The sequence below is a fragment of the Cellulosimicrobium sp. G4 BAM 1002 genome (genome assembly GCF_057126935.1).
Genome location: NZ_CP182109.1, coordinates 352157 through 372713 on the forward strand (window position 1 = coordinate 352157; position 20557 = coordinate 372713).

Annotated in this window: 20 protein-coding genes; 8 read left to right on the forward strand and 12 right to left on the reverse strand. The window is 74.9% G+C overall.

Annotated elements, in window-relative coordinates:
* Nucleotides 1–569: 569 nt before the first annotated feature.
* The 3 genes from ACMXGY_RS01650 to ACMXGY_RS01660 form a co-directional block, all read right to left on the reverse strand.
* The gene (locus tag ACMXGY_RS01650; RefSeq protein ID WP_483775150.1) at nucleotides 570–1436 is read right to left on the reverse strand and encodes a CPBP family intramembrane glutamic endopeptidase; all 867 of its coding nucleotides are present in this window, start codon (nucleotides 1434–1436) and stop codon (nucleotides 570–572) included.
* A gap of 68 nt (nucleotides 1437–1504) precedes the next feature.
* Nucleotides 1505–1804, reverse strand: a complete 300-nt coding sequence (locus ACMXGY_RS01655) for a type II toxin-antitoxin system antitoxin (RefSeq protein ID WP_483775151.1) — start codon at nucleotides 1802–1804, stop codon at nucleotides 1505–1507.
* Complete coding sequence (locus tag ACMXGY_RS01660) at nucleotides 1801–2751, reverse strand: SPFH domain-containing protein (RefSeq protein ID WP_483775152.1); 951 nt, start codon at nucleotides 2749–2751, stop codon at nucleotides 1801–1803. Before ACMXGY_RS01660 ends, ACMXGY_RS01655 begins: the two co-directional genes overlap by 4 nt.
* Nucleotides 2752–2932: 181 nt before the next feature.
* Here ACMXGY_RS01660 and ACMXGY_RS01665 point away from each other — a divergent pair, with 181 nt between their 5' ends.
* Genes ACMXGY_RS01665 through ACMXGY_RS01680 form a run of 4 tightly spaced genes read left to right on the forward strand, consistent with a single transcriptional unit; the run spans nucleotide 2933 to nucleotide 5844 of the window.
* Nucleotides 2933–3724: a hypothetical protein gene (locus tag ACMXGY_RS01665; RefSeq protein WP_483775153.1), complete on the forward strand. Its 792-nt coding sequence runs from the start codon at nucleotides 2933–2935 to the stop codon at nucleotides 3722–3724.
* Nucleotides 3717–4025 carry a transcriptional regulator gene (locus ACMXGY_RS01670; RefSeq protein WP_483775154.1) on the forward strand — a complete coding sequence of 103 codons (309 nt, stop codon included), beginning with the start codon at nucleotides 3717–3719 and terminating at the stop codon, nucleotides 4023–4025. Before ACMXGY_RS01665 ends, ACMXGY_RS01670 begins: the two co-directional genes overlap by 8 nt.
* Nucleotides 4022–5044 carry an ABC transporter ATP-binding protein gene (locus ACMXGY_RS01675; protein WP_483775155.1) on the forward strand — a complete coding sequence of 341 codons (1023 nt, stop codon included), beginning with the start codon at nucleotides 4022–4024 and terminating at the stop codon, nucleotides 5042–5044. Before ACMXGY_RS01670 ends, ACMXGY_RS01675 begins: the two co-directional genes overlap by 4 nt.
* Nucleotides 5041–5844 carry an ABC transporter permease gene (locus tag ACMXGY_RS01680; RefSeq protein WP_483775156.1) on the forward strand — a complete coding sequence of 268 codons (804 nt, stop codon included), beginning with the start codon at nucleotides 5041–5043 and terminating at the stop codon, nucleotides 5842–5844. Before ACMXGY_RS01675 ends, ACMXGY_RS01680 begins: the two co-directional genes overlap by 4 nt.
* A 99-nt stretch (nucleotides 5845–5943) precedes the next feature.
* Here the strand turns inward: ACMXGY_RS01680 and ACMXGY_RS01685 are convergent, their stop codons facing one another.
* Nucleotides 5944–6813 (reverse strand): SDR family oxidoreductase, encoded by an 870-nt coding sequence (locus tag ACMXGY_RS01685; RefSeq protein ID WP_483775157.1) that lies wholly within the window; start codon nucleotides 6811–6813, stop codon nucleotides 5944–5946.
* Between the two features lie 120 nt (nucleotides 6814–6933).
* Between ACMXGY_RS01685 and ACMXGY_RS01690 the strand changes: the two genes are divergently transcribed.
* Complete coding sequence (locus ACMXGY_RS01690; protein ID WP_483775158.1) at nucleotides 6934–7836, forward strand: sigma-70 family RNA polymerase sigma factor; 903 nt, start codon at nucleotides 6934–6936, stop codon at nucleotides 7834–7836.
* Between the two features lie 62 nt (nucleotides 7837–7898).
* Here the strand turns inward: ACMXGY_RS01690 and ACMXGY_RS01695 are convergent, their stop codons facing one another.
* The 3 genes from ACMXGY_RS01695 to ACMXGY_RS01705 form a co-directional block, all read right to left on the reverse strand.
* Complete coding sequence (locus ACMXGY_RS01695) at nucleotides 7899–10670, reverse strand: heavy metal translocating P-type ATPase (protein ID WP_483775159.1); 2772 nt, start codon at nucleotides 10668–10670, stop codon at nucleotides 7899–7901.
* 211 nt (nucleotides 10671–10881) lie between these two features.
* Entirely contained in the window at nucleotides 10882–11253 is a 372-nt protein-coding gene (locus tag ACMXGY_RS01700) for a heavy-metal-associated domain-containing protein (protein WP_483775160.1), read from the reverse strand.
* A gap of 27 nt (nucleotides 11254–11280) precedes the next feature.
* Nucleotides 11281–11619, reverse strand: a complete 339-nt coding sequence (locus tag ACMXGY_RS01705; RefSeq protein ID WP_483775161.1) for a metal-sensitive transcriptional regulator — start codon at nucleotides 11617–11619, stop codon at nucleotides 11281–11283.
* 186 nt (nucleotides 11620–11805) lie between these two features.
* Between ACMXGY_RS01705 and ACMXGY_RS01710 the strand changes: the two genes are divergently transcribed.
* The 3 genes from ACMXGY_RS01710 (at nucleotide 11806) to ACMXGY_RS01720 (ending at nucleotide 14250) form a co-directional block, all read left to right on the forward strand.
* Nucleotides 11806–12300 carry a hypothetical protein gene (locus ACMXGY_RS01710; RefSeq protein ID WP_483775162.1) on the forward strand — a complete coding sequence of 165 codons (495 nt, stop codon included), beginning with the start codon at nucleotides 11806–11808 and terminating at the stop codon, nucleotides 12298–12300.
* A gap of 100 nt (nucleotides 12301–12400) precedes the next feature.
* Nucleotides 12401–13504: a DUF2330 domain-containing protein gene (locus ACMXGY_RS01715; protein ID WP_483775163.1), complete on the forward strand. Its 1104-nt coding sequence runs from the start codon at nucleotides 12401–12403 to the stop codon at nucleotides 13502–13504.
* Between the two features lie 140 nt (nucleotides 13505–13644).
* The gene (locus ACMXGY_RS01720) at nucleotides 13645–14250 is read left to right on the forward strand and encodes an HdeD family acid-resistance protein (RefSeq protein WP_483775164.1); all 606 of its coding nucleotides are present in this window, start codon (nucleotides 13645–13647) and stop codon (nucleotides 14248–14250) included.
* A gap of 142 nt (nucleotides 14251–14392) precedes the next feature.
* Here ACMXGY_RS01720 and hemL read toward each other — a convergent pair whose 3' ends face one another.
* The 5 genes from hemL to ACMXGY_RS01745 all read right to left on the reverse strand — a co-directional run bounded on the left by hemL (nucleotide 14393) and on the right by ACMXGY_RS01745 (nucleotide 20554).
* A complete protein-coding gene (gene hemL, locus ACMXGY_RS01725; RefSeq protein ID WP_483775165.1) occupies nucleotides 14393–15808 on the reverse strand; it encodes a glutamate-1-semialdehyde 2,1-aminomutase in 1416 nt (471 codons plus the stop codon).
* Nucleotides 15805–16842, reverse strand: a complete 1038-nt coding sequence (hemB, locus tag ACMXGY_RS01730; protein ID WP_483775166.1) for a porphobilinogen synthase — start codon at nucleotides 16840–16842, stop codon at nucleotides 15805–15807. Before hemB ends, hemL begins: the two co-directional genes overlap by 4 nt.
* The gene (locus ACMXGY_RS01735) at nucleotides 16839–17765 is read right to left on the reverse strand and encodes a uroporphyrinogen-III synthase (RefSeq protein WP_483775167.1); all 927 of its coding nucleotides are present in this window, start codon (nucleotides 17763–17765) and stop codon (nucleotides 16839–16841) included. The genes hemB and ACMXGY_RS01735 overlap by 4 nt, the downstream gene beginning before the upstream one ends.
* The gene (gene hemC, locus ACMXGY_RS01740) at nucleotides 17762–18880 is read right to left on the reverse strand and encodes a hydroxymethylbilane synthase (RefSeq protein ID WP_483775168.1); all 1119 of its coding nucleotides are present in this window, start codon (nucleotides 18878–18880) and stop codon (nucleotides 17762–17764) included. The genes ACMXGY_RS01735 and hemC overlap by 4 nt, the downstream gene beginning before the upstream one ends.
* 177 nt (nucleotides 18881–19057) lie before the next feature.
* Nucleotides 19058–20554: a protoporphyrinogen/coproporphyrinogen oxidase gene (locus tag ACMXGY_RS01745; protein ID WP_483775169.1), complete on the reverse strand. Its 1497-nt coding sequence runs from the start codon at nucleotides 20552–20554 to the stop codon at nucleotides 19058–19060.
* Between the last annotated feature and the right edge of the window lie 3 nt (nucleotides 20555–20557).

Genomic DNA, 20557 nt, shown 5'->3' on the forward strand with positions numbered 1-20557 from the left:
GAGGTAGAACCGTGGTCGCGCGAGGTAGAACCCTGGTCGCGCGACATAGAACCGTGGTCGCGGTGCACGACGGCGGTCGGGTCGGCTTGGGTGTCGGGGTGGGTGGGGGCGCCGCGTCTACCATCCGCGCCGCTCGTTCCTCGCGGCGCTCCCGCCAGGCCCGACCACGACGCGGCGCCCCCACCCACCCCTCCGGCGTCGTCCCACCTTGGTCCGTGGTGACCCGGGCGCTACCGCCCGGGTGCTCGGCCGAGCGGTCGGCTCGCCCTCGCTCGATCGACGGAGCTTGCCCGAGCAGTCCATCCGGCTCGTCCAGCGCAGGCGGCCGCCGAGGCGCCGCTGCGCGGGGCGCGACAGCGGCCCACACGACTGGCCCGGGCCCGGGGCGAGCCATGCACCCTCGCGCCGCCGCCGGCCGCCGTCGTCGTTCCCCTGCCCTCGTCGGACCACGGTTCTACCTCGCGCGACCACGGTTCTACCTCGTGCGACCAGGGTTCTACCTCGCCCCGCACGCGGACCCGACCACACGCTGCCCGACCCAGCCCGAGCACCGACGCCGCGCCCGCTGATCAGGCGAGTCCGAGGGACTGCTTCCACTCGAGGGGGAGGAGCGCGTACCCGACGAACGCGACGACGTCGAGGAGGGTGTGCGCGATCACCAGAGGCATGACGCGGTGCCTGCCCCACCGGCTCGTGTAGAACCACGAGAAGACGACGCCCATGACGACGTTGCCGACGAACGGTCCGAACCCCTGGTACAGGTGGTACGAGCCGCGCAGCAGCGAGCTCCAGACGACGAACTTTACGCGGCCCCAGCCGAGGTCGCGCGTGCGCTCGAACAGGTAGCCGACTGCGATGACCTCCTCGAGCAGCCCGTTCTGCAGGGCGGCGAGGACGAGGACCGGAACCGTCCACCACGCGGCGTTGAGGGCGGAGGCCTGGACCTCGACGGTGATGCCGAGGACGCGGCCGAGCCCGTAGAACGCGAGCCCCGGGATGCCGATCGCGGCGGCGAGGGCGAACCCCCAGCCGACGTCCTTGAGGGGGCGCGAGCCGTCGAGCCCGATCGCGCGCACGGCGGACCGGCCGCGCGCGCTGAGCAGGTACAGCGCGAGCGCGACCGGGAGCACGGCGAAGAAGATCCCGACGAGCTGGTACGTGAGGTCGAGGTACGGGCGCGCCGACTGGCTGACGTTGAGGCTCGCGGACTGGTCGCGCAGGGGAGTGTCGGCGGTGAGCCGCGCGACGATGTTGATGATCGCGTAGACCGCGGACTTGCCGAGGCTCAGGCCGAGGACGATCCAGATCTCCGCGCCGATCCGGCGCCGGGTGGCCCGGTCCGGGCGCGCAGGGGCGACGGACGTCGCGGCGGGCGCGGCCGTCGTCGGCCCCGGCTCGGGAGCGGTCGCGGGGCTGGACGCGGTCAGGTCGGGCACCGTCCGGTTATAGCACCGGTCGCGGGGACCGGCCTCGACGTCGCCTGGACGATCGCTGTCCGACCGTCTCAGGGGTCCCGAGGTGGGCGGCCCGGTCGGCGCGGGGGGCGGACGTCGCGCGGGAGCCGGCCCGCGTCGTCGAGCGCGCGCCGCAGGAGCATCTCGATCTGCGCGTTGACGCTGCGCAGGTCGTCGCCGGCCCAGCGTGCGAGGGCGTCGTGCACGGCGGGGTCGAGCCGCAGGAGCACGGACTTGCGCTGGGGTCGCTCTGCCCGTCGCGAGGCCGGAGGTCCGGCGTCCTCGGGCGTGCCGGGGCCCGACGACGGCTGCTCGCCGTCGCCGGGCACGCCCGGGGTTCGAGGGGTCACTGGTAGAGCGACCCCGTGTTGACGACCGGCGTGACGCGGCTGTCGCCGCACAGCACCACGAGGAGGTTGGAGACCATCGTGGCGCGGCGCTCGTCGTCGAGAGTGACGATGTCGTCGGCCTCGAGACGCGACAGCGCGTCCTCGACCATCGAGACCGCACCCTCGACGATGCGGGAGCGGGCCGCGATGATCGCGCCGGCCTGCTGGCGCTGCAGCATCGCCTGGGCGATCTCGGGCGCGTAGGCCAGGTTGGAGATGCGCGCCTCGATGACCTCGACGCCCGCGACGACGACGCGCGCGGCGACCTCTGCCGCGATCTCCGCCGACACGACCTCGGTGGCCCCGCGCAGCGACTGCTCGCCCGCCTCCGCGTCGTCGTACGGGTGCGACATCGCGACGTGGCGCAGCGCCGACTCCGCCTGGACGCGGACGAAGTCGGTGTAGTCCTCGACGGCGAAGCTCGCCTTGGCGGTGTCGGCGACCTGCCACACGACGATGGCGGCGATGTTGATCGGGTTGCCGTCCGCGTCGTTGACCTTGAGCTCGCTCGTCTCGAAGTTGCGCACGCGGACCGACACGCGCTTGCGCGTCGAGAACGGCACGGTGGCGACGAGCCCGGTGCGCCGGATGGTCCCGAGGTACCGGCCGAAGAACTGGACGACGAGCGTTTGCCCCGGGTTGATGACCTTGACCATCGTGAGCAGGAAGAGGCCGAGCAGGAGCGCGACCACGCCGAGCACGGCCCCGACCGGGGTGCCGGTCGCGAACAGCGGGACCGACCCGCCGAGCAGTGCGAGGACGAGCAGGATCACCAGGCCGCCCCCGCCCGCGCCGAGCGACCACGCGGGCTGCTCGGTGACGTCGACGCGCGTGCCGTCGTGACCGACGGGGCGCCCGACCGGCTCTCCGCCGACGGACTCCTGCGGGGGTGCTGCGCTCTCGGTCACGGGGGCCGTCCTCTCCTGCGGCGTCTGCCGCGTCATGAGATGTATAGCAAAGTGATATCACATTAACGACCTCCTGGCCAAAGGGTTGTGCGCCCCGGCTGCTGTGTGTCATCCTACAAACCGGTTTGCACTACAAACCGGTTTGTCATTCACGCACCTGGACCCGCCAGCGAGGAGACTCATGACCAGCGACCACCGCGACGGTCCCACCGGGGCCGAGCGCGACGTCCCGGAGGAGGGTGAGGCCGAGCGCGGCGACGTCGCGCTCGACGCCGCGGAGTCGTTGCGGCTCATCCGCGAGCAGCAGGAGCGTGCCCGCGAGGCGACCGAGCCGGACGCACGACTCCTCTACCTCGCCTGGGGCACCGCGTGGCTCGTGGGCTACCTGTGCCTGTGGACGAGCGCGCTGCGCACCGCGGACCACCCCGCGTCCGCACCTCTGACGACCGGTCGCTCCCCGGTGGTGGGCGGTCAGCCCGAGCCGTGGGCGTTCTGGATCTTCTTCAGCCTCATCGCGGCGGCGGTCGCCTTCACGATCGTCCACAGCGTCACGCGCACCGCCGGGACGCGCGGGGTCAGCGCACGCGCCGGCGCGATGTACGGGTGGTCGTGGATGCTCGGCTTCACGACCTACGGGTTCGTGCTCGGGGGTCTCGCCAGGGCAGGGGCTTCCGAGGAGGTCCTGGCCCTCGCGAGCAACGCGTTCGCGTGCGTCGTGGTGGGCCTGCTCTACCTCGGCGGGGCGGCGGCGTTCGCCGACCGCGGGCTTTTCGTCCTCGGCCTGTGGATCCTCCTCGTGGCGGCCGTCGCCACGTTCGCGGGGCTCCCGCTCACCTATCTCGTCATGGCGCTGCTCGGCGGCGGCGGGTTCCTCGTCATGGCCCTCGTCGCTCACCTCCTCCTCGTCCGACGGCGGCGCAGCGGGCTCGCCGGGCCGTCTCCCCGGCCCCGCGGGGAGGTGGGCGATGCCTGAGGACACCGAGCTCGACGCGGTCATCCACGCCCCGGCGCGGCTGCGCGTCGTCGCGACGCTGGCCGCCCTGCCCGAGGGGGACGAGCTGTCGTTCCCCAAGCTCCGCAAGCTGCTCGACATGACCGCGGGCAACCTCTCGACCCACCTGCGCAAGCTCGAGGACGCGGGCTACGTCCGCGTCACCAAGACCCACGAGGGCCGCACCCCGGCCACCTACCTCGCCCTCACGGCCCGCGGCCGGATGGCGTTCGAGGACTACACGACCGCCCTGAACACCCTCCTGAAGGGAGCCGGAGCATGAGCACCGAGCACATGCAGCACGCGGGGCACGCCCCGACCGCCCGACCCGACCACGCGTCGTCGGGCACCCGCCTCCACCCGCCGGTGGTCGCCGTCGACCACGTGACGCGGCGGTTCGGCGAGGTCGTCGCGCTCGACGACGTGTCCCTCACCGTCGGCGCGGGCGAGCTCGTCGGGCTGCTCGGCCCCAACGGCGCGGGCAAGTCGACGTTGCTCTCGCTGATCAGCGGGCAGCGCAGGCCCGACGCCGGGACCGTCCGCCTGTTCGGCGGCGACCCGCGCGACGCGCACAGCCGAGTCGCCCTCGGTCTGACCCCGCAGGAGACGGGACTGCCGGCGACGCTCAAGGTGCGGGAGGTCGTCGACTTCGTCGGCGGGCACTACCCCGACCCCGTCCCGACGGCGGAGCTGCTCGAGCAGTTCGGCCTCGCCGAGCTCGCCGGCCGCCAGACGGGCGCGATGTCCGGCGGGCAGAAGCGTCGCCTCGCGGTGGCGCTGTCGCTCGTCGGCCGGCCGCGCGTCGTCCTGCTCGACGAGCCGACGACCGGCCTGGACGTCGGCGCGCGCCAGGCGCTGTGGGACGCGATCCGTCGGTACCACGCGGAAGGCGGGACGGTCCTGCTGACCAGCCACTACCTCGAGGAGGTGCAGGCGCTCGCGGAGCGCGTCGTCGTCATCGACCAGGGCGTCGTCAAGGCCGACGACTCGCTCGACGCGATCCTGCGGAGGGTCGCGCTGCGGCGCGTCGTCGTCGGGTCCGCGACAGACCTCGCCGGGTGGCCGGGCGTCGTGCGGGCCGAGCGCGCGGGCGACGGCCGGCAGGAGCTCTACACGGCCGACGGCGACGCGCTCGTGCGCGAGCTCGTCACCTCGGGCGTCGAGTTCCACGACCTCGAGATCCGCGGGGCGAGCCTCGAGGAGGCGTTCGAGGAGATGGTCGCGCGCGACGTGAGACCCGCGGAGGACGACGCGACCGCCCACCGCTCGACCACCACCGGCACGACGGGAGACGCACGATGAGCACCACGACCACCCGGGGCGGCGTCCCCGCACGCACGCCGGCCGCGCCCGGCCCGGTGCGCCTGACCTGGCTGCACCTCAAGTACCAGTTCCTCGAGACGGTCCGCGTGCCGATCGCGGTGCTCGGCAACCTGCTCTTCCCGGCGCTCGCGATGTTCTTCTTCGTCGTGCCGCAGAAGGAGGTCGCGGAGAACCCCGTCGCGGCGACGATGTCCGTCGCGTCGCTGGGCCTGTTCGCGATCTGCTCGGCGAGCCTGTTCACCTACGGGCTCGGCGTCGCCGAGGACCGGCAGCTCCCGTTCGACCCGTTCGTGCGATCGCTGCCCGCCGGGCCCGCGCCGCGGATGGTCGCCCGCATCCTCAACGGCGGGATCTTCTCGCTGTTCGGGGTCGTGCCGCTCATCCTCATCGCGTGGCTGTTCACCGACGCGTCGGTGACGTTCAGCCAGCTCGTCGCGGGGGTGGGGACCGTGCTCCTCGTCTCGGTGCCGTTCGTCCTGCTCGGCATGGCGATCGGGTACTCGATGTCCGCGAAGGCCGCGCTGCCGGTGGTCCAGGTGATCCTCTTCCCGCTCGCGTTCGCGGGCGGGCTGTTCCTCCCGCCGTTCCTCTTCCCCGACTGGCTCGACGCGATCTCGAAGGCCACGCCCACGCGAGCGGGCCGTGACCTGCTCGTCCAGGCGCTGACCGGCGAGCCGGCGTACGGGCTCGCGTGGCCGGTGCTCATCGGCTGGACGGTGCTGTTCGCCGCCCTGGCCGTCGGCGCCTACCGCCGCGACGAGGGCCGCCGCTTCCGCTGACCGCCCCCGCGCCGAGCACGACGTTGCTGTCGTTGTCCACCGGATGACGACAGCAACGTCGTGCTCGACGGCGCGTGGCGTCGTGCTCGGCGGGGCTCGTCAGACGGCGCGGCGCACGCGGTCTCCGGTGCGAGCCTCCGTCGTCGGCTCCGGCGAGGACGGGAACCGGTCGGCGAGGAACTCCTCCCAGGTCCCGTGCCCGACGGCGCGGCCCTGAGCGAGGTTCGCTCCCGCCCGGTACGCCGCACCTGCGGCGCCGGGGACGGGGACCTGGACGACGGGCCGACGGCGGCCGGTCGCCCGCAGGTAGTCGCGGACGACGTCGGTCATCGGGTAGGTGCGCGGGCCGGCGAGGTCGGGGACCCGGCCGGCGGGAGCGCCCAGGGCGAGCTCGACGAGCCGGTCGGCGACGTCGTCGGCCGCGACGGGCTGGAAGCGCACGCCCTTGAAGACGGGGACGACGGGCAGCTTCGCGAGCGGCTCGACGAGCGCGAGCACGAAGTCGTGGAACTGCGTCGCGCGCAGCGTCGTCCACGGCAGCCCGGAGCCCTCGATCACGCGCTCCGCACCGAGCTTGGCCGCGAAGTACCCGAACATCGCGCGGTCGACCCGGCTCACGACCGGCACGCGGTCCGCCCCGACGACGGAGACGTACACGACGTGCGCGCGCGTGCCCGCCCGGTGCACCGCCTCGACGAGGGTGCGGGCCTTGTCCTCGTCACCGGTCGTCGACCCTGCGCAGTGCACGATCGTCGCCACGCCGGCCACCGCGGCGTCGACCCCCTCGCCCGTCGAGAGGTCGGCGGCGACGTGCTCGACGCCCGGGTCGAACGACGGGTCGCCCCCAGCCGCGGCGCTCGGGGCCTGACGGCTGAGCACGCGGACGGGGTACCCGGCGTCGCGCAGACGGGCGACGACTCGACGTCCGAGCGTCCCGGTACCGCCGGTCACCAGCAGGGGAGCGGTCATGATGGTCTCCTTCTCGTCATCGTCGGCAGGGCGGGGACGGATCCCCGGGACCCTCCCGGTCACGTCCGCGGTTCTTCGCGGGTCTACCGGAGTGACACCGACGACGAGAGGATCGTGACCGTGGACGACGAGACCTGGCTCACAGAGCGTTTCGAGGAGCAGCGCCCGCGCCTGCGCGGCGTGGCCTACCGCATGCTCGGCTCGGCGAGCGAGGCCGACGACGCCGTGCAGGAGGCGTGGCTGCGCCTGCACCGCAGCGGCGCCGACGACGTCGAGAACCTCCAGGCGTGGCTCACGACGGTCGTCGCGCGCGTGTGCCTGAACATGTTGCGCTCGCGCGACCGGCGGCGCGAGGCACCGCTCGACGACGCACCCGAGGCTCCGCGCGGTGGCGGCGACCCGTTGCTCGCGCCCACGGAGGGCATCGACCCGGAGCGCGAGGCCGTGCTCGCGGACTCCGTCGGGCTCGCGCTCCTCGTCGTGCTCGACACGCTGGCCCCGGCCGAGCGCCTCGCGTTCGTCCTGCACGACATGTTCGACCTGCCGTTCGAGGAGATCGCGCCCGTCGTGGGCCGGACGACGGAGGCGACGCGCCAGCTCGCGAGCCGCGCGCGCCGCAGGGTCCGGGGGAGCGAGCCGCCCGCCGACGCCGGGCTGTCGCGGCGGCGCCGTGTCGTCGAGGCGTACCTCGCGGCCACCCGCTCGGGCGACTTCGAGGGCCTCGTCGCGCTGCTCGCGCCGGAGGTCGTGCTCCGCGCCGACGCCGGCGCGCTGCCCTCCGGGCGGCCCGTCCAGGTCAGCGGTGCGCACGACGTCGCGCTCGGCGCTCTCGCCTCCGCGGAGCGCGCACGGCTCACGGAGATCGCCCTCGTCGACGGCGAGCCCGGCCTCGTCATGCTGCGGGACGGTCGCCTGGCCGTCGCGCTGCGCCTCACGGTCGTCGACGGCCTCGTCACCGAGATCGACGTCGTCGGCGACCCGGACCGCCTCGACCGCCTCGACGTCGCGCTCCTCGACGCCTGACCGGCCGACCCGCGGAGGCGAGACGGAAGCGGTCTGCCCGGGTCAAGCAGGGTCGGTCAGGTTCAGCCAGCGCGGCGCAGCCGCAGCGAGTTCCCGACGACGAGCACCGAGCTCGCTGCCATCGCCGCTCCCGCGATCATCGGGTTGAGCAGCCCGGCTGCGGCGAGCGGGATCGCCGCGACGTTGTACGCGAACGCCCAGAAGAGGTTCTGCTGGATGATCCGCAGGGTCCGGCGCGAGAGCCGGATCGCGGTCGCGGCGCTGCGCAGGTCGCCGCGCACGAGCGTGAGGTCGCTCGCCTCGATCGCGACGTCCGTCCCGGTGCCCATCGCGAGCCCGAGGTCTGCGGTCGCGAGCGCGGCGGCGTCGTTCACGCCGTCGCCGACCATCGCGACGACGCGACCCTCGCGCTGGAGCCGGGCCACGACGTCGACCTTCTGGTCCGGGAGCACGCGCGCGATCACGTCGGTCTCCGCGATCCCGACGGCGCGTGCGGCCTCGCGGGCCGCGCCCTCGCCGTCGCCGGTGAGGAGGTACGGGCGCAGGCCGAGCTCCTTGAGCTCCCGCACCGCCTCGGCGGACGTCGGCTTCACGGGGTCGCGCAGCACGAGCACCGCGCGCGCCTTGCCGTCCCACGCGACGACGACGGCGCTCGCCCCGGTCGTCTCGGCGTCGGCGAACGCGGCGTCGAGCACGGGGTCGCTCACGACGCCCTCGCGCGCGAGCCACGACGGCTGCCCGACGAGCACGCGCCGCGCGTTGAGCGACGAGGTGGCGGCCGACGGTGCGAGGGCTGGCGTCGCGGCGGGTGAGCCAGCACCCGAGCCGAGCGAGAGGCCGGAGTGCGCGGTGCGGACCACGGCCTCGACCCCGCCGCCGGGAGCGCTGCGGAAGTCGAACGCCTGCAGCGAACCGATCGCGACGCCGTCGGCCCCGACACGTGCGTCAGCACGAGAGTCCACCGAGGCATCCCGCGGTGCTGACAGGTCGCGTGCGGCGGTCGTGATCGCCCGGGCGATCGGGTGCTCGCTCAGCGCCTCGACAGCGCCCGCGTGGCGCAGGGCGTCGCGCGCGTCGGCGTCGGCTGCGAGGTCGTCCAGCCCGGCGCGGCCGGACGGCGTCACGACGGCCTCGAGCGCCATGGCGCCCTGGGTCACGGTGCCGGTCTTGTCGAGCACCACGGTGTCGACGCGGCGCGTCGACTCGAGGACCTCCGGGCCCTTGATGAGCACGCCGAGCTGCGCGCCGCGACCGGTCCCGACGAGCAGGGCCGTGGGCGTCGCGAGCCCCAGGGCGCACGGGCACGCGATGATGAGCACCGCGACCGCGGCCGTGAACGCGAACTGCGTGCCCGCGCCCGCTACCAGCCAGGCCGCGAGGGTCGCGACCGCCAGCACCAGCACGATCGGCACGAACACCGCAGAGATGCGGTCCGCGAGCCGCTGCACCGGCGCCTTGCCGGTCTGCGCCTGCGTGACGAGCCGCCCGATCTGCGCGAGCGTCGTCTCCTCGCCCACACGCGTCGCGCGGACGAGCAGCGCACCCGACGCGTTGACCGTCGCGCCCGTCACGTCGTCCCCGGGACCGACGTCGACCGGCACCGGCTCGCCCGTGAGCAGCGACGTGTCGACGGCGCTCGAGCCCTCGAGCACGACGCCGTCCGTCGCGACCTTCTCGCCCGGCCGCACGACGAACACGTCCCCGACGGCCAGGTCGGCGACAGCGACGCGCTCGGTGACCCGCGCGCCGTCGGGTCCGGTGAGCGGCGACCCGTCCTCCGCGAGGCGCACGCGCTCCGCGTCCTTCGCGCCGAGCTCCAGCAGCGAGCGCAGCGCGTCGCCCGCGCGGCGCTTCGACCGGTGCTCGGCGTACCGGCCAGCGAGGAGGAACGTCGTGACGACCGCTGCCACCTCGAAGTACAGCTCGGGCGGGCCCATGTGGTCGCGGGACGGGATGAGCGTCGGCTGCATCCGCATGCCGATCTCGCCCGCCCCGCCCAGCAGGAGCGCCCACAGCGACCAGAGGGTCGCCGCGATCACGCCGAGCGAGACGAGGGTGTCCATCGTCGACGCACCGTGCCGCGCGGCACGGAACGCTGCCGTGTGGAACGGCCACGCCGCCCACGTGACGACCGGCAGCGCGAGCGCGGCGACGACCCACTGCCAGGCGGGGAACTGCAGCGCCGGGATCATCGAGACCGCGACGACCGGGACCGTGAGCACCGCCGCGACGCGGAGTCGGCGCAGCAGGTCGGTACCGCGGTCGCGCCGGCTCGGCTCGGCGTGGGTGCTGGGGGTCCGGCGGGAGTCGGGTCCGGCGGTGGGGGCGGCGTCGGTGCTCGGGCTGGCCGCGCCGTCGCCTTCGTCTTCCGGCCGGCGGTTCTCGAGCGCGGCCTCGACGCCCTTCGCATCCGACGCCGCCCCCACCGCCTCTGCCGTCGTCTCACCATCGCGCACGACCAGCGTTCTACCCCGCGAGGTAGAACCGGGGTCCGCCGAGGTAGAACCGTGGTCTCGCGAGGTAGAACCGTGGTCCGGCCTGGGGGGTGTGGTGCGGCGCGTGGTGACGCGGGCGGTGTAGCCGGCCTTCTCGACGGCGGCGACGAGGTCGGCGTCGGTGACGTCCGACGCGAGGGTGACGTGCGCGGTCTCGAGGGGGAGGTTGACGGTGGCGGTGACGCCCTCGACGCGGTTGAGCCGCTTCTCGACGCGCGCGACGCACGAGGCGCACGTCATGCCCTCGATCGCGAGGTCGACCTCGGCGAACGGTCGACCGTCGACGAGGCCGCCGGGCGAGGCGGTCGGGGTCGGGGTGGGCGTGGACTGGGCGGTCATCAGGGTGACTCCTCGACGGGTTCTCGGCTGGAGGTCACCGGCGGCGGTCCGGGGTGGCGGACGACGCGGCGAGGGGCGCAGATCGCGCGGCGCGGAGGGCCCGGGTCGCGGTGGCGACGGTCGGCGGGCGGTCCGCGGGGGTGGTGCCCGACGGCGGAGGCGACCTCGTGCGGGCGAGGCGCGCTCCGCCGTCGAGCGACAGGGCGGCCGGTCAGGCGCGGGGCGGGACCTGGAGCTCGTAGGTCTTCGCGGCGGGCGCGTCGTCGGCGCTCGCGGTGCCGCAGCCGCACGCGCAGTCGTGGGCCTTCTGCTTCTCGGCCGACTGCTCGGCGTACTGGGCGGCCAGAGCGTCCTCCTGGACCTCGAGCGACTCGACGGCGTACCCGGCCTCGTCCACGGCCTCGCGCAGCGCGGCCTCGTCGAGCGGGTCGTCGGAGAAGACCGTGACCTCGGACGCCCCGCCGACGCGCAGCTCGACGCTGACGTTCTCGACGCCGGCGACGGCCTCGAGGTCCTTGGTGACGTGCGCGACGCAGTTGCCGCAGGTCATGCCGGTGACGCCCAGGGTGGTGACGGTGCTCATGGTGCTCCTCGGGTGATGGGGGGTGGGTCAGCTGCGGACGAGGCGGGCGATGGCGTCGGCGGCCTCCTTGACCTTGGCCGCACCCTCCTCCTCGGACTGGCGGGCCGCGTCCACGACGCAGTGGCCCAGGTGGTCCTCGACGAGCCCGATGCTCACGGCCTGGAGCGCCTTGGTCACCGCGGACACCTGCGTGAGGATGTCGATGCAGTAGACGTCCTCGTCGATCATCCGGGCGATGCCGCGGACCTGGCCCTCGATGCGGCGCATGCGCTTGAGGTAGGCGTCCTTGTCGGACGCGTAGCCGTGCGGGCCGCTGTGGGCGGCGTGCACGTCGCCCGTGGCCAGGGTCTCGGTCGTCTCGGTCATGGCTCCACCATACCCCCTGAGGGTATGTCCGCGTCAAGGGACCGAGGCCGCGCGGCCCGGCCGGCAGCCGTCGTGAGACGTGTCATGCCCGCGGCGTGACGGACGCACCTGCGCCGATGACGGCGCGCACTGCCCGGCGCGCGGATCGCGCGAGACGGTGGTCGTACCACCAACGAGAGGCTCGTCATGAACGACGTCGTCACCGCCCTGCAGGACTTCACGATCGGACTCCCACCGCTGCTCCGGTGGGTCGGCGTGCTGCTCGCCGGCGCGATCCCCTACGTCGAGGCCGAGGGTGCGGCGGTGCTCGGCATCGTCGCAGGCATCAACCCGCTCGTCGCGATCCCGGTCGCGATCATCGGCAACGCGATCGCGCTCGCGGTCGTGGTCTGGCTCATCGGGGCGGCGCGGTCCGGCGTCACGCGGAGGCGCGGCGCCGGGCAGGGCAAGGCCGTGGACCCCAAGCGGCAGCGCATGCGGCGCGTGTTCGACCGCTACGGCGTGCCGGGCGTCAGCCTCCTCGGGCCGCTGCTCCTGCCCAGCCACGTGACCGCCGCGGCCATGGTCGGCTTCGGGGCGCCGAAGGTCCGCGTGTTCGTCTGGGGCGTGATCGCCGTCGGGCTGTGGGCGGTCGTGCTCGGGGTGCTCGCGTACCTCGCGGTGCAGGCGGCGGTCGCCTGACCACCCCCTCGGCCGCGGGCCTGTCACGAGGGCATCACGATTCCCCGCGGGGCGCGCGCTCGGCGAGCACGGCCTCGAGCGCCACCCTAAGGTCCCAGACATGGGCAGGGTGGCCGGGGCACGACGGGCGGTGCGTGCGGCGGCAGCCGCGCTCGCGATCGCGGGCGGGGTCGTCGTCGCGGCGCCGCCCGCCGGTGCGTGCGCGTGCGGGGGCCTCGTCGACGCCCCCGCCTACGACACGTCGGTCTCCCAGGAGACCGCGGTCCTCCAGTGGGACGGCGCCACCGAGACGATGCTCCTCGAGCTCGAGACTCTGTCCACCGCACCGGAGGTCGGCCTCATCCTGCCGACCCCCGCGCCCGCCGGGGTCGCGCTCGCCGACCCCGAGGTCTTCCGCGAGCTCGACGAGATCACCCGGCCGCGCGCCGTCGTCTCCGAGCACCAGTGGTGGCCCGACCTCGGGTTCGGGGCGTCAGGAGGCGACGGCGCGGGCGCGGCCCCCGGGGTCGAGGTGCTCAGCGAGGTGCGCCTCGGTCCCCTCGACGTCACGACGCTCGCCGCGACCGACACCGGCGCCCTCGACGCGTGGCTCGTCGCACGCGGCTTCCAGCTCCCGCCGTCGACCGCGACGGCGCTCTCGCCGTACGTCGCCGAGGGGTGGTCGTTCGTCGCGGCGCGGATGGCGCCGGAGGAGGCGGCCGCGTTCAGCGGCACGCTCCAGCCGCTGCGTGTGACGTTCCCGAGCGGCTCGCTCGTCTACCCGATGCGGATGTCCGTCGTCGCGGAGGACGCGCAGAGCACGCGCACGTACGTGCTCGCCGACCACCGCGTCGACCGGGTGGACGCGACGGCAGAGCTCGACGAGCCGACCCTCCGGTTCGCCGGGCGCGTCGACCCCGGGTCGGTCGACTCCGACGAGCTCGCCGCGCTCCTCGCCGCGGGCGGGTTCGTCACGGCGCACGAGCAGGAGTTCGACGAGCCGGCGACCCAGATCGTCTCCGACTTCGCCTTCGCGCCCGCCGCGTCGGACACGGCTTACGCGGCCACGTACGCCGTCGTCGCAGAGAAGCGCATCGGGCCGTTCTTCGCCGGCCCGGTCCTCGCGTTCGCCGGGATGATCGCGCTCGCGGGGCTCGTCGTCTGGCGTGCGCGACGGCGGCGCGCACCGGCGCCCGCCGTCGCCGCCCGGCCCGTCCGTGCGTGAGAGGCGCAGGAGAGCGGGCGAAACGCGCGCTTCGCCGCGACACGCGCAATTCCTGGGTGTTTCATGAGGAAAGAAGCGGGATTCGACGCCGACGGGGCGCCGGCCGCCGCGTCGTGGCCGTCCGGACGAGGGAGAGACCGATGGTGAACCAGGACCCGATACTTGCCGCCTTCTCGAGCACCGCCAAGCAGGTCTGGTACTGGCCCGTCCTGCGCGGCGTCCTCGCCATCGTCCTCGGCATCGTCGCGATCGCGTGGCCCGACATCACGGCCGCGGCGATCATCTGGGTGATCGGGATCTTCGCCGTCGTCGACGGCATCGTCGAGATCGTCGAGGGCATCCGCCGCCGCGGTACGGGCAACGGCACGGCCGTCCTCGTGACCATGGGCGTGCTGAGCCTCGCCGTCGGCATCGTCCTGCTCGTCTGGCCCGGCAAGACCGCGATCGTCCTCACGTGGATCGTCGGGCTCTGGGCCGTGGTCTACGGCCTGTTCCAGACGGTCGCGAGCCTCGAGCTGCGCAAGGTGCCCGGGAGCGGGTGGGGCTGGGGCGTGCTCGCAGGCCTCCTCGGGCTCGCCTTCGGTCTCCTCGTGCTGTTCAACGTGAACGCCGGGCTCGTCTCGATCGTCTGGATCCTCGCGGTCTTCGCGATCCTCTGGGGCGTCATGCTCATCGCGTTCGGCATCCAGATCCGCTCGCTGGGCAGGCGGGCAGGCCAGGCCGCGGCGTCCGGCACGACCTACTGACGCACTCGCCGTCGAGAACGCGATCCCGCGGGGTCGAACACGAGGTTGGTGTCGTTATCCGTCGGATAACGACACCAACCTCGTGTTCGGCGCCCTGCGGGACAGGTGGGGGTCAGGCGGGGTCAGGCGGGGTCAGGCGGGGTCAGGCGGGGATTGCCTCGGCTGCGGCGCGGGCCGCAGCCGGGAAGGCGTCGAGGATGCGGGAGACGGCCGCGTCGTCGTGCGCCGCGGACACGAACCACGCCTCGAACACCGACGGCGGCAGGTTGACCCCCGCATCGAGCATCGCGTGGAAGAACGCGCGGTAGCGGAACGTCTCCTGCGCCTGGGCCTGCGCGTAGTCGCGCACCCCGACGCTCGCGGCGAGCTCGCCGAAGAAGACGGAGAACAGCGACCCGGCGCGCTGCACGCGGTGCGCGACCCCTGCCGCGTCGAGCGCGGAGCCGACGGCGGACGACAGCACCCCGGCGACCTCGTCCACGCGCGCGTACACGGCCTCGTCGGCGAGGCGCAGCGTCGCGAGGCCCGCCGCGACCGCGACCGGGTTCCCCGACAGCGTCCCCGCCTGGTACACGGGACCGAGCGGCGCGAGCTGGTCCATGACCGTCGCCGGGCCACCGACCGCGGCCACCGGCATCCCGCCGCCCACGACCTTGCCGAACGTGAAGAGGTCCGGCGTGTACCCGTCGGCGCCCTGGCCCCGCAGCACCGCGTTCTCCAGACCCCACCAGCCGCTCGGCCCGACGCGGAAGCCCGTGAGCACCTCGTCGAGGACCAGCAGCGCGCCGTGCGCCGCCGTGATGCGGCGCAGGCCTTCGTTGAAGCCCTCCGCGGGCGGCACGACGCCCATGTTCGCGGGGCTCGCCTCGGTGATGACGGCCGCGATCTCCGAGCCGCGCTCCGCGAACGCGGCCTCGACCGCGGCGAGGTCGTTGTACGGCAGCACGAGCGTCTCGGCCGCGCTCGCCTCGGTCACGCCCGCCGACCCGGGCAGGGCGAGCGTCGCGACGCCGGAGCCCGCCTCTGCGAGCAGCGCGTCGACGTGCCCGTGGTAGCAGCCTGCGAACTTCACGATCAGGTCGCGGCCGGTGACTCCGCGCGCGAGGCGGATCGCCGTCATCGTCGCCTCGGTGCCCGTCGACACGAGCCGCACGCGCTCCGCGGCCGGGACCCGACGGCGGATCTCCTCCCCGAGCTCGACCTCGCCGAGCGTCGGCGCGCCGAACGAGAGCCCGCGGGCCGCGGCCTCCTGGACCGCGGCGACGACGTCGGGGTGCGCGTGCCCGAGCAGCGCCGGGCCCCACGAGCACACGAGGTCGACGTACTCGCGCCCCGCGACGTCGGTCACGTACGGGCCGCGCGCGCTCGCGAGGAACCGCGGGTCGCCGCCCACGGACCCGTAGGCGCGGACCGGCGAGCTCACGCCGCCCGGCAGCACCCCCTGCGCGCGCACGAACGCGACGTGGTTGTCCGTGCCCCCCAGGCCGGGTGCCCCGAACAGCGCCGCGTTCTCCGCCTGCACGGCCTCCGCCGTCCCGAAACCGCCGGTGTCCGTCATGCTCGTGCCCTTCCGTCGTTCTCGTCCAACCAGCCCGCGAGCTCGAGCGCCCAGTACGTGAGGATGACGTCCGCGCCCGCGCGCTTGATGCCCAGCACCGACTCGGTGATCGCCGCGCGCCGGTCGATCCAGCCGTTCGCCGCGGCGGCCTCGACCATCGCGTACTCGCCCGACACCTGGTACGCCGCGACCGGCACCGGCGACATCGCGGCGACCGCGGCCAGCACGTCGAGGTACGACCCCGCGGGCTTGACCATGACCATGTCCGCGCCCTCGGCGAGGTCGAGGTCCGCCTCGCGCAGTCCCTCGCGCGCGTTGCCCGCGTCCATCTGGTACGTCCGCCGGTCGCCCTGCAGCGCCGAGTCCACGGCCTCGCGGAAGGGCCCGTAGAACGCGCTCGCGTACTTCGCGGAGTAGGCGAGGATGCCGACGTCGTCGAACCCGGCGGCGTCGAGCGCCTCCCGGATCACGCCGACCTGGCCGTCCATCATGCCCGACGGCGCGACGACGTCCGCGCCCGCCCGCGCCTGCGCGACGGCCATGGAGGCGTACCGGTCGAGCGTCGCGTCGTTGTCCACGACGACGGACCCGTCGCGCCCCGTGGTGAGGACCCCGCAGTGCCCGTGGTCGGTGAACTCGTCGAGGCACGTGTCGGCCATGACGACCGGACCTCCGCCGGGGTGCTCCCCCCGGGCGGCCTCGACCGCGATCCGGATGCCACGCTGCAGGATCCCGTCCTCGGCGTCCCCCTGCGACCCGGTCGCGTCGCGCTCGGCCGGGATGCCGAACAGCATGATGCCGCCGATCCCCGCGCGCGCGGCGTCACGCACCGCCTCGGCGAGCGTCGCCTCCGTGTGCTGCACGACGCCCGGCATCGACGAGATCGGCCGCGGCTCCGTGAGTCCTTCCTTGACGAACAGCGGCAGCACGAGGTCCGACGCGTGCACGCGCGTCTCCGCGACGAGCCGTCGCACGCGCGGGCTCGTCCGCAGGCGCCGGGGCCGGTGGTGACCGGCAGGGAGCTGGTGGGTCACGAGAGGTCTCCTTCGTCGCTCGGGTCGGTGGCCCCGGTCGGGGGCACGTGACCGTCCGACAGGACGGTGGTCAGGGCCGCGCTCACCGCGACGGCGAGCGCGGCGTCGGTGGGTCGCTCCGCCACGGCGTCGAGCCGCAGCCCGACGGCGCGCGCCGCCCGCGCGGTCGGGTCGCCGATCGCGACGCCCGCCACGTCGTCGCGCGGGCCGAGCTGCCGCGCGACCTCGCGCGCGACGCTGCCCGACGTGAGCACGACGGCGTCGACCTCGCCCGCGCGCCACGCGGCGACGACCTCCGGGTCGAGGACGTGCGTGACGGTGCGGTACACGGTGACGACGTGCGGCGTGAACCCGAGGTCGCGCAGCCCGTCCTGCATCGTCGGTGCCGCGAGGTCTCCTTGCGGGAGGAGCACGTTCTGGCTGGGGCCGGGTCCGGCGGCGGGGGCGTCGCGGGGGAGGGTCGCGAAGGCGGCGACGAGGCCTCGGGCGGAGTTCTCCGCCGGTTCGAGGGCGACCGGGACGCCGACGGCTTCGAGGCCTCGCCTCGTGGCGGGGCCGACGGCGGCCCAGCGGGCTCGGCGGGCCGCGGCGGCCAGGTCGAGGCCCTGGCGGGCGGCGCTCGCCACGAGCTCGTCGATGGCGTTGACGCTCGTCACCACGACCCACGCGAAGCCGCCGTCCGCGAGGCGGGCGACGGCGTCGTCCACCGGCGCGGTGTCCTCGACCGGGGCGCGCTCGATCGCGGGACTGACGAGGACTCGCGCACCCGCGCCGCGGAGCGTCCCGGCGAGGCCCGCGGCCCGTTCGGGGCTGCGGGGGACCAGCACCGTCCGGCCGGCGAGCGGGCGCCCGGGGCCGGGCGGTGGCGGCGGCACCACGGGCGCGGGGCCGCGCGACGGGTCGCGCAGGGGTCCTGGGGTCATTCCGCCTCGCCGCGGTAGCCGCCGTCGCGGAGCTGCTCGCGCGCCGTCTCGATGGCACGGTCCGGGTCTGCCGGGCCGCTCGTCGCGCCCGCGCCGGGCACGGGCGACCCGATCCCCGTGGCGGCCGGTCCCACGGTGCCCGTGGCGCGCAGGGGCGCGAGGCGGTCGGCGCCGTCGGCCAGCAGTGCGTCGGCGACGCGGGCGCCGAGGGCGCGGGCGGCGGCGTCCCGCTCCTCCTGCGTGGCCCTCGCGCCGACGGGGAGCGCGGCGCGCGCGGTGTGGCTGAGCTGCTCGGTGCCGTCGACGCGCGCGACGACGGCCAGCAGGGCGATCTCGTCCTCCTCGACGACGGCGTGCGCGCCCACGGGCGCGGCGCAGCCGGCCTCGAGCCGGGCGAGCAGCGAGCGCTCGGCGAGCACGGCGAGGCGCGTCGCCTCGTGGTCCAGGTCGTGCAGGGCGCGGGCGAGCACCGGGTCGTCGAGCGACGACGTCCGCACCTCGACCGCGAGCGCGCCCTGCCCGGCGGCGGGCGCCATGGTCGCCGTGTCGACCACCTCGGACACCGTGTCGAGCCGACCGAGGCGCGCGAGGCCCGCGTAGGCGAGGACGACGGCGTCGAGGTCGGCGTCCGGGCCGAGCGCGCGGTTCAGCCGCGTGTCGACGTTCCCGCGGATGTCGACGACGTCGAGGTCCGGGCGGACCGCGCGCAGCTGCGCGGCACGGCGCGGGGACCCGGTGCCGACGCGCGCGCCGCGCGGCAGGGTCGTGATGGTGCGCCCGTCGCGCGCGCAGAGCACGTCGCGCGGGTTCTCGCGCTCCGGGGTCACGACGGTCAGGCCGGGCGCGGGCTCGGTCGGGAGGTCCTTGAGGGAGTGCACGGCGACGTCGCACCGTCCGTCGAGGAGCGCCTCGCGCAGCGCGGTGACGAACACGCCCGTCCCGCCCATCTGCGCGAGCGACCCGGTGAGCACGTCGCCGTCGGTGCGGATGCGCACGGTCTCGACGGGGCGTCCGGTCAGCTCCTCGAGGCGTCGGGCGACGTGGCCGGTCTGGGTCGTCGCGAGGGCGCTGCCGCGCGTGCCCACGCGGAGGGGCGTCGTACCTGCAGAGCTCACGAGCCCAGTCTCTCCCCTGATCCGTGATCGACGAAAATGCGCAGGTCGGAGCACAGGAATTGCCCGGGAGAGTGACGTGGTCCTGACGGGCGGTCAGGAACTTCCGGACGAGCTGTCAGGTCAATTCCCCGACAATTTCTCCCGCGCATTCCTGGGCGTTTCCGGCTCAGGTTTGCCTTACTCGATCGATGCCAGCCCGCGCGCACATTCCTGCGCGTGCCCCACGATCGACGCGAGGCCCGTCCCGGCGATCCAGCCGCCCGTGACCGCGAGCCCGGGGACGGTGTCGACGCGTCCGACGAACGCCGCCACCTCGCGCCGGTAGGCGGGGGTCGGCGGAGGCAGCGCGCCGTTCCAGCGCGTCACGACGTGGCCGAGCACGCGGCCGTGCAGGTCGACGCCGAACAGGCGCGACGCGTCCGCGACGACGCGGTCGAGGTCGGGCTCCGACGTCGCGCCGATCCGGCCGTAGCTCAGCCGCACCACGTGGTGGCCCGGCCCGACGACGGCGCGCACGCGCTCACGCAGCCACGGCCACTTCGCGGTCGACTGGGTGAGGGCCTTGGCCTCGACGTCCGACGGCGGTGCGGCACGTCCCGCGTCGCGGTGCGGCGGCGCGACGAGCATGCCCGTTCCGCGCGGCGCGTCGTCGAGCTCGGGGGCGCGCAGCAGGAGCGTGACGAGGCGGACGTCTGCGCCCGGCTCGGGGTCGGGCAGGAGGTCGGCGGGTCCGCCGACGAGCGGACCGAGCTGGTCGACGAGCGTGGGCGTGGTGACGACGAGGCGGGGCGCGGCGAGCACGACCGGCCCGACGGGGGACTGCGCGCGCACGACCCAGTCGCCGGGAACCGAGCCGTCGGCACCCTCCGCGCGAGCTCCGGGGCGGGCGTCTCGGCGGGTGAGCTCCGTGACCTCGTGCTGCAGCCGGACGTCGACGCCGTGCGTGAGCTCCTCCACGAGCCGGTGCAGGCCGCCGTCGATCCCCCGCACGGCCGATCCCGCGGGCGCGAGCGCGCGCAGCGACGCGACGGCACGCGCGAGCGACCCCTCGCGCTCGAACGCCTCGAGCAGCCCGGGTGCCACCGCCGCCACGTCGAGCCGGTCGAGCGGTGCCGAGTGCACGCCCGCGGCGACGGGCGCGACGAGCCGCTCCGTGACGCGCGTCCCCATGCGCGACCGCGCGAACGTCTCGAGGGTGCGCGGGTCGGCGAACCGGCGCGGGAGCACCCGGTCGAGGCTCGCGCGCAGCGCCCCGCCGAGGCCGACGGCGCGGCGCACGTCGCGCGACCACGGGTGGGCGGGGATGCCGAGCACCCCGGCGCGCGGCAGCGGGTAGGCGCGTCCGGCGGCGTAGCCCCAGGCGCCCGCGCCCGAGGGCTCCACGACGTCGAGGCCGAGGTCGCGCACGAGCTCCCCGACGGCGGTGCCGCGAGACGCGTAGGACTCCGCGCCGAGGTCGACAGGGACGCCCTCGAGGCCGGGCAGGTCGCCGCCCCGGACGGGCCCGCCGGCCACCTCCGCCGCCTCCAGCACGACGACGCGCAGCCCCCGCGCGCGCAGCGTGCGGGCCGCGGTGAGCCCTGCGACGCCCGCGCCGACGACGACCGCGTCCGCGCGCTCCGGCCTCTCCTCGGGGGAGGGGCCGGGCTCCGGCGTGCGGGGTGTCGTCGGCATGTC

What these genes read in the sequence shown, in the direction of transcription:
- hemL (WP_483775165.1), bottom strand. Translation starts at nt 15,808, where the DNA reads ATGACGGACACCGGCGGTTTCGGGACGGCGGAGGCCGTGCAGGCGGAG.
- ACMXGY_RS01715 (WP_483775163.1), top strand. Translation starts at nt 12,401, where the DNA reads ATGGGCAGGGTGGCCGGGGCACGACGGGCGGTGCGTGCGGCGGCAGCC.
- ACMXGY_RS01745 (WP_483775169.1), bottom strand. Translation starts at nt 20,554, where the DNA reads ATGCCGACGACACCCCGCACGCCGGAGCCCGGCCCCTCCCCCGAGGAG.
- ACMXGY_RS01735 (WP_483775167.1), bottom strand. Translation starts at nt 17,765, where the DNA reads ATGACCCCAGGACCCCTGCGCGACCCGTCGCGCGGCCCCGCGCCCGTG.
- ACMXGY_RS01720 (WP_483775164.1), top strand. Translation starts at nt 13,645, where the DNA reads ATGGTGAACCAGGACCCGATACTTGCCGCCTTCTCGAGCACCGCCAAG.
- ACMXGY_RS01705 (WP_483775161.1), bottom strand. Translation starts at nt 11,619, where the DNA reads ATGACCGAGACGACCGAGACCCTGGCCACGGGCGACGTGCACGCCGCC.
- ACMXGY_RS01670 (WP_483775154.1), top strand. Translation starts at nt 3,717, where the DNA reads ATGCCTGAGGACACCGAGCTCGACGCGGTCATCCACGCCCCGGCGCGG.
- ACMXGY_RS01710 (WP_483775162.1), top strand. Translation starts at nt 11,806, where the DNA reads ATGAACGACGTCGTCACCGCCCTGCAGGACTTCACGATCGGACTCCCA.
- ACMXGY_RS01675 (WP_483775155.1), top strand. Translation starts at nt 4,022, where the DNA reads ATGAGCACCGAGCACATGCAGCACGCGGGGCACGCCCCGACCGCCCGA.
- ACMXGY_RS01680 (WP_483775156.1), top strand. Translation starts at nt 5,041, where the DNA reads ATGAGCACCACGACCACCCGGGGCGGCGTCCCCGCACGCACGCCGGCC.
- ACMXGY_RS01665 (WP_483775153.1), top strand. Translation starts at nt 2,933, where the DNA reads ATGACCAGCGACCACCGCGACGGTCCCACCGGGGCCGAGCGCGACGTC.
- ACMXGY_RS01700 (WP_483775160.1), bottom strand. Translation starts at nt 11,253, where the DNA reads ATGAGCACCGTCACCACCCTGGGCGTCACCGGCATGACCTGCGGCAAC.
- ACMXGY_RS01685 (WP_483775157.1), bottom strand. Translation starts at nt 6,813, where the DNA reads ATGACCGCTCCCCTGCTGGTGACCGGCGGTACCGGGACGCTCGGACGT.
- ACMXGY_RS01695 (WP_483775159.1), bottom strand. Translation starts at nt 10,670, where the DNA reads ATGACCGCCCAGTCCACGCCCACCCCGACCCCGACCGCCTCGCCCGGC.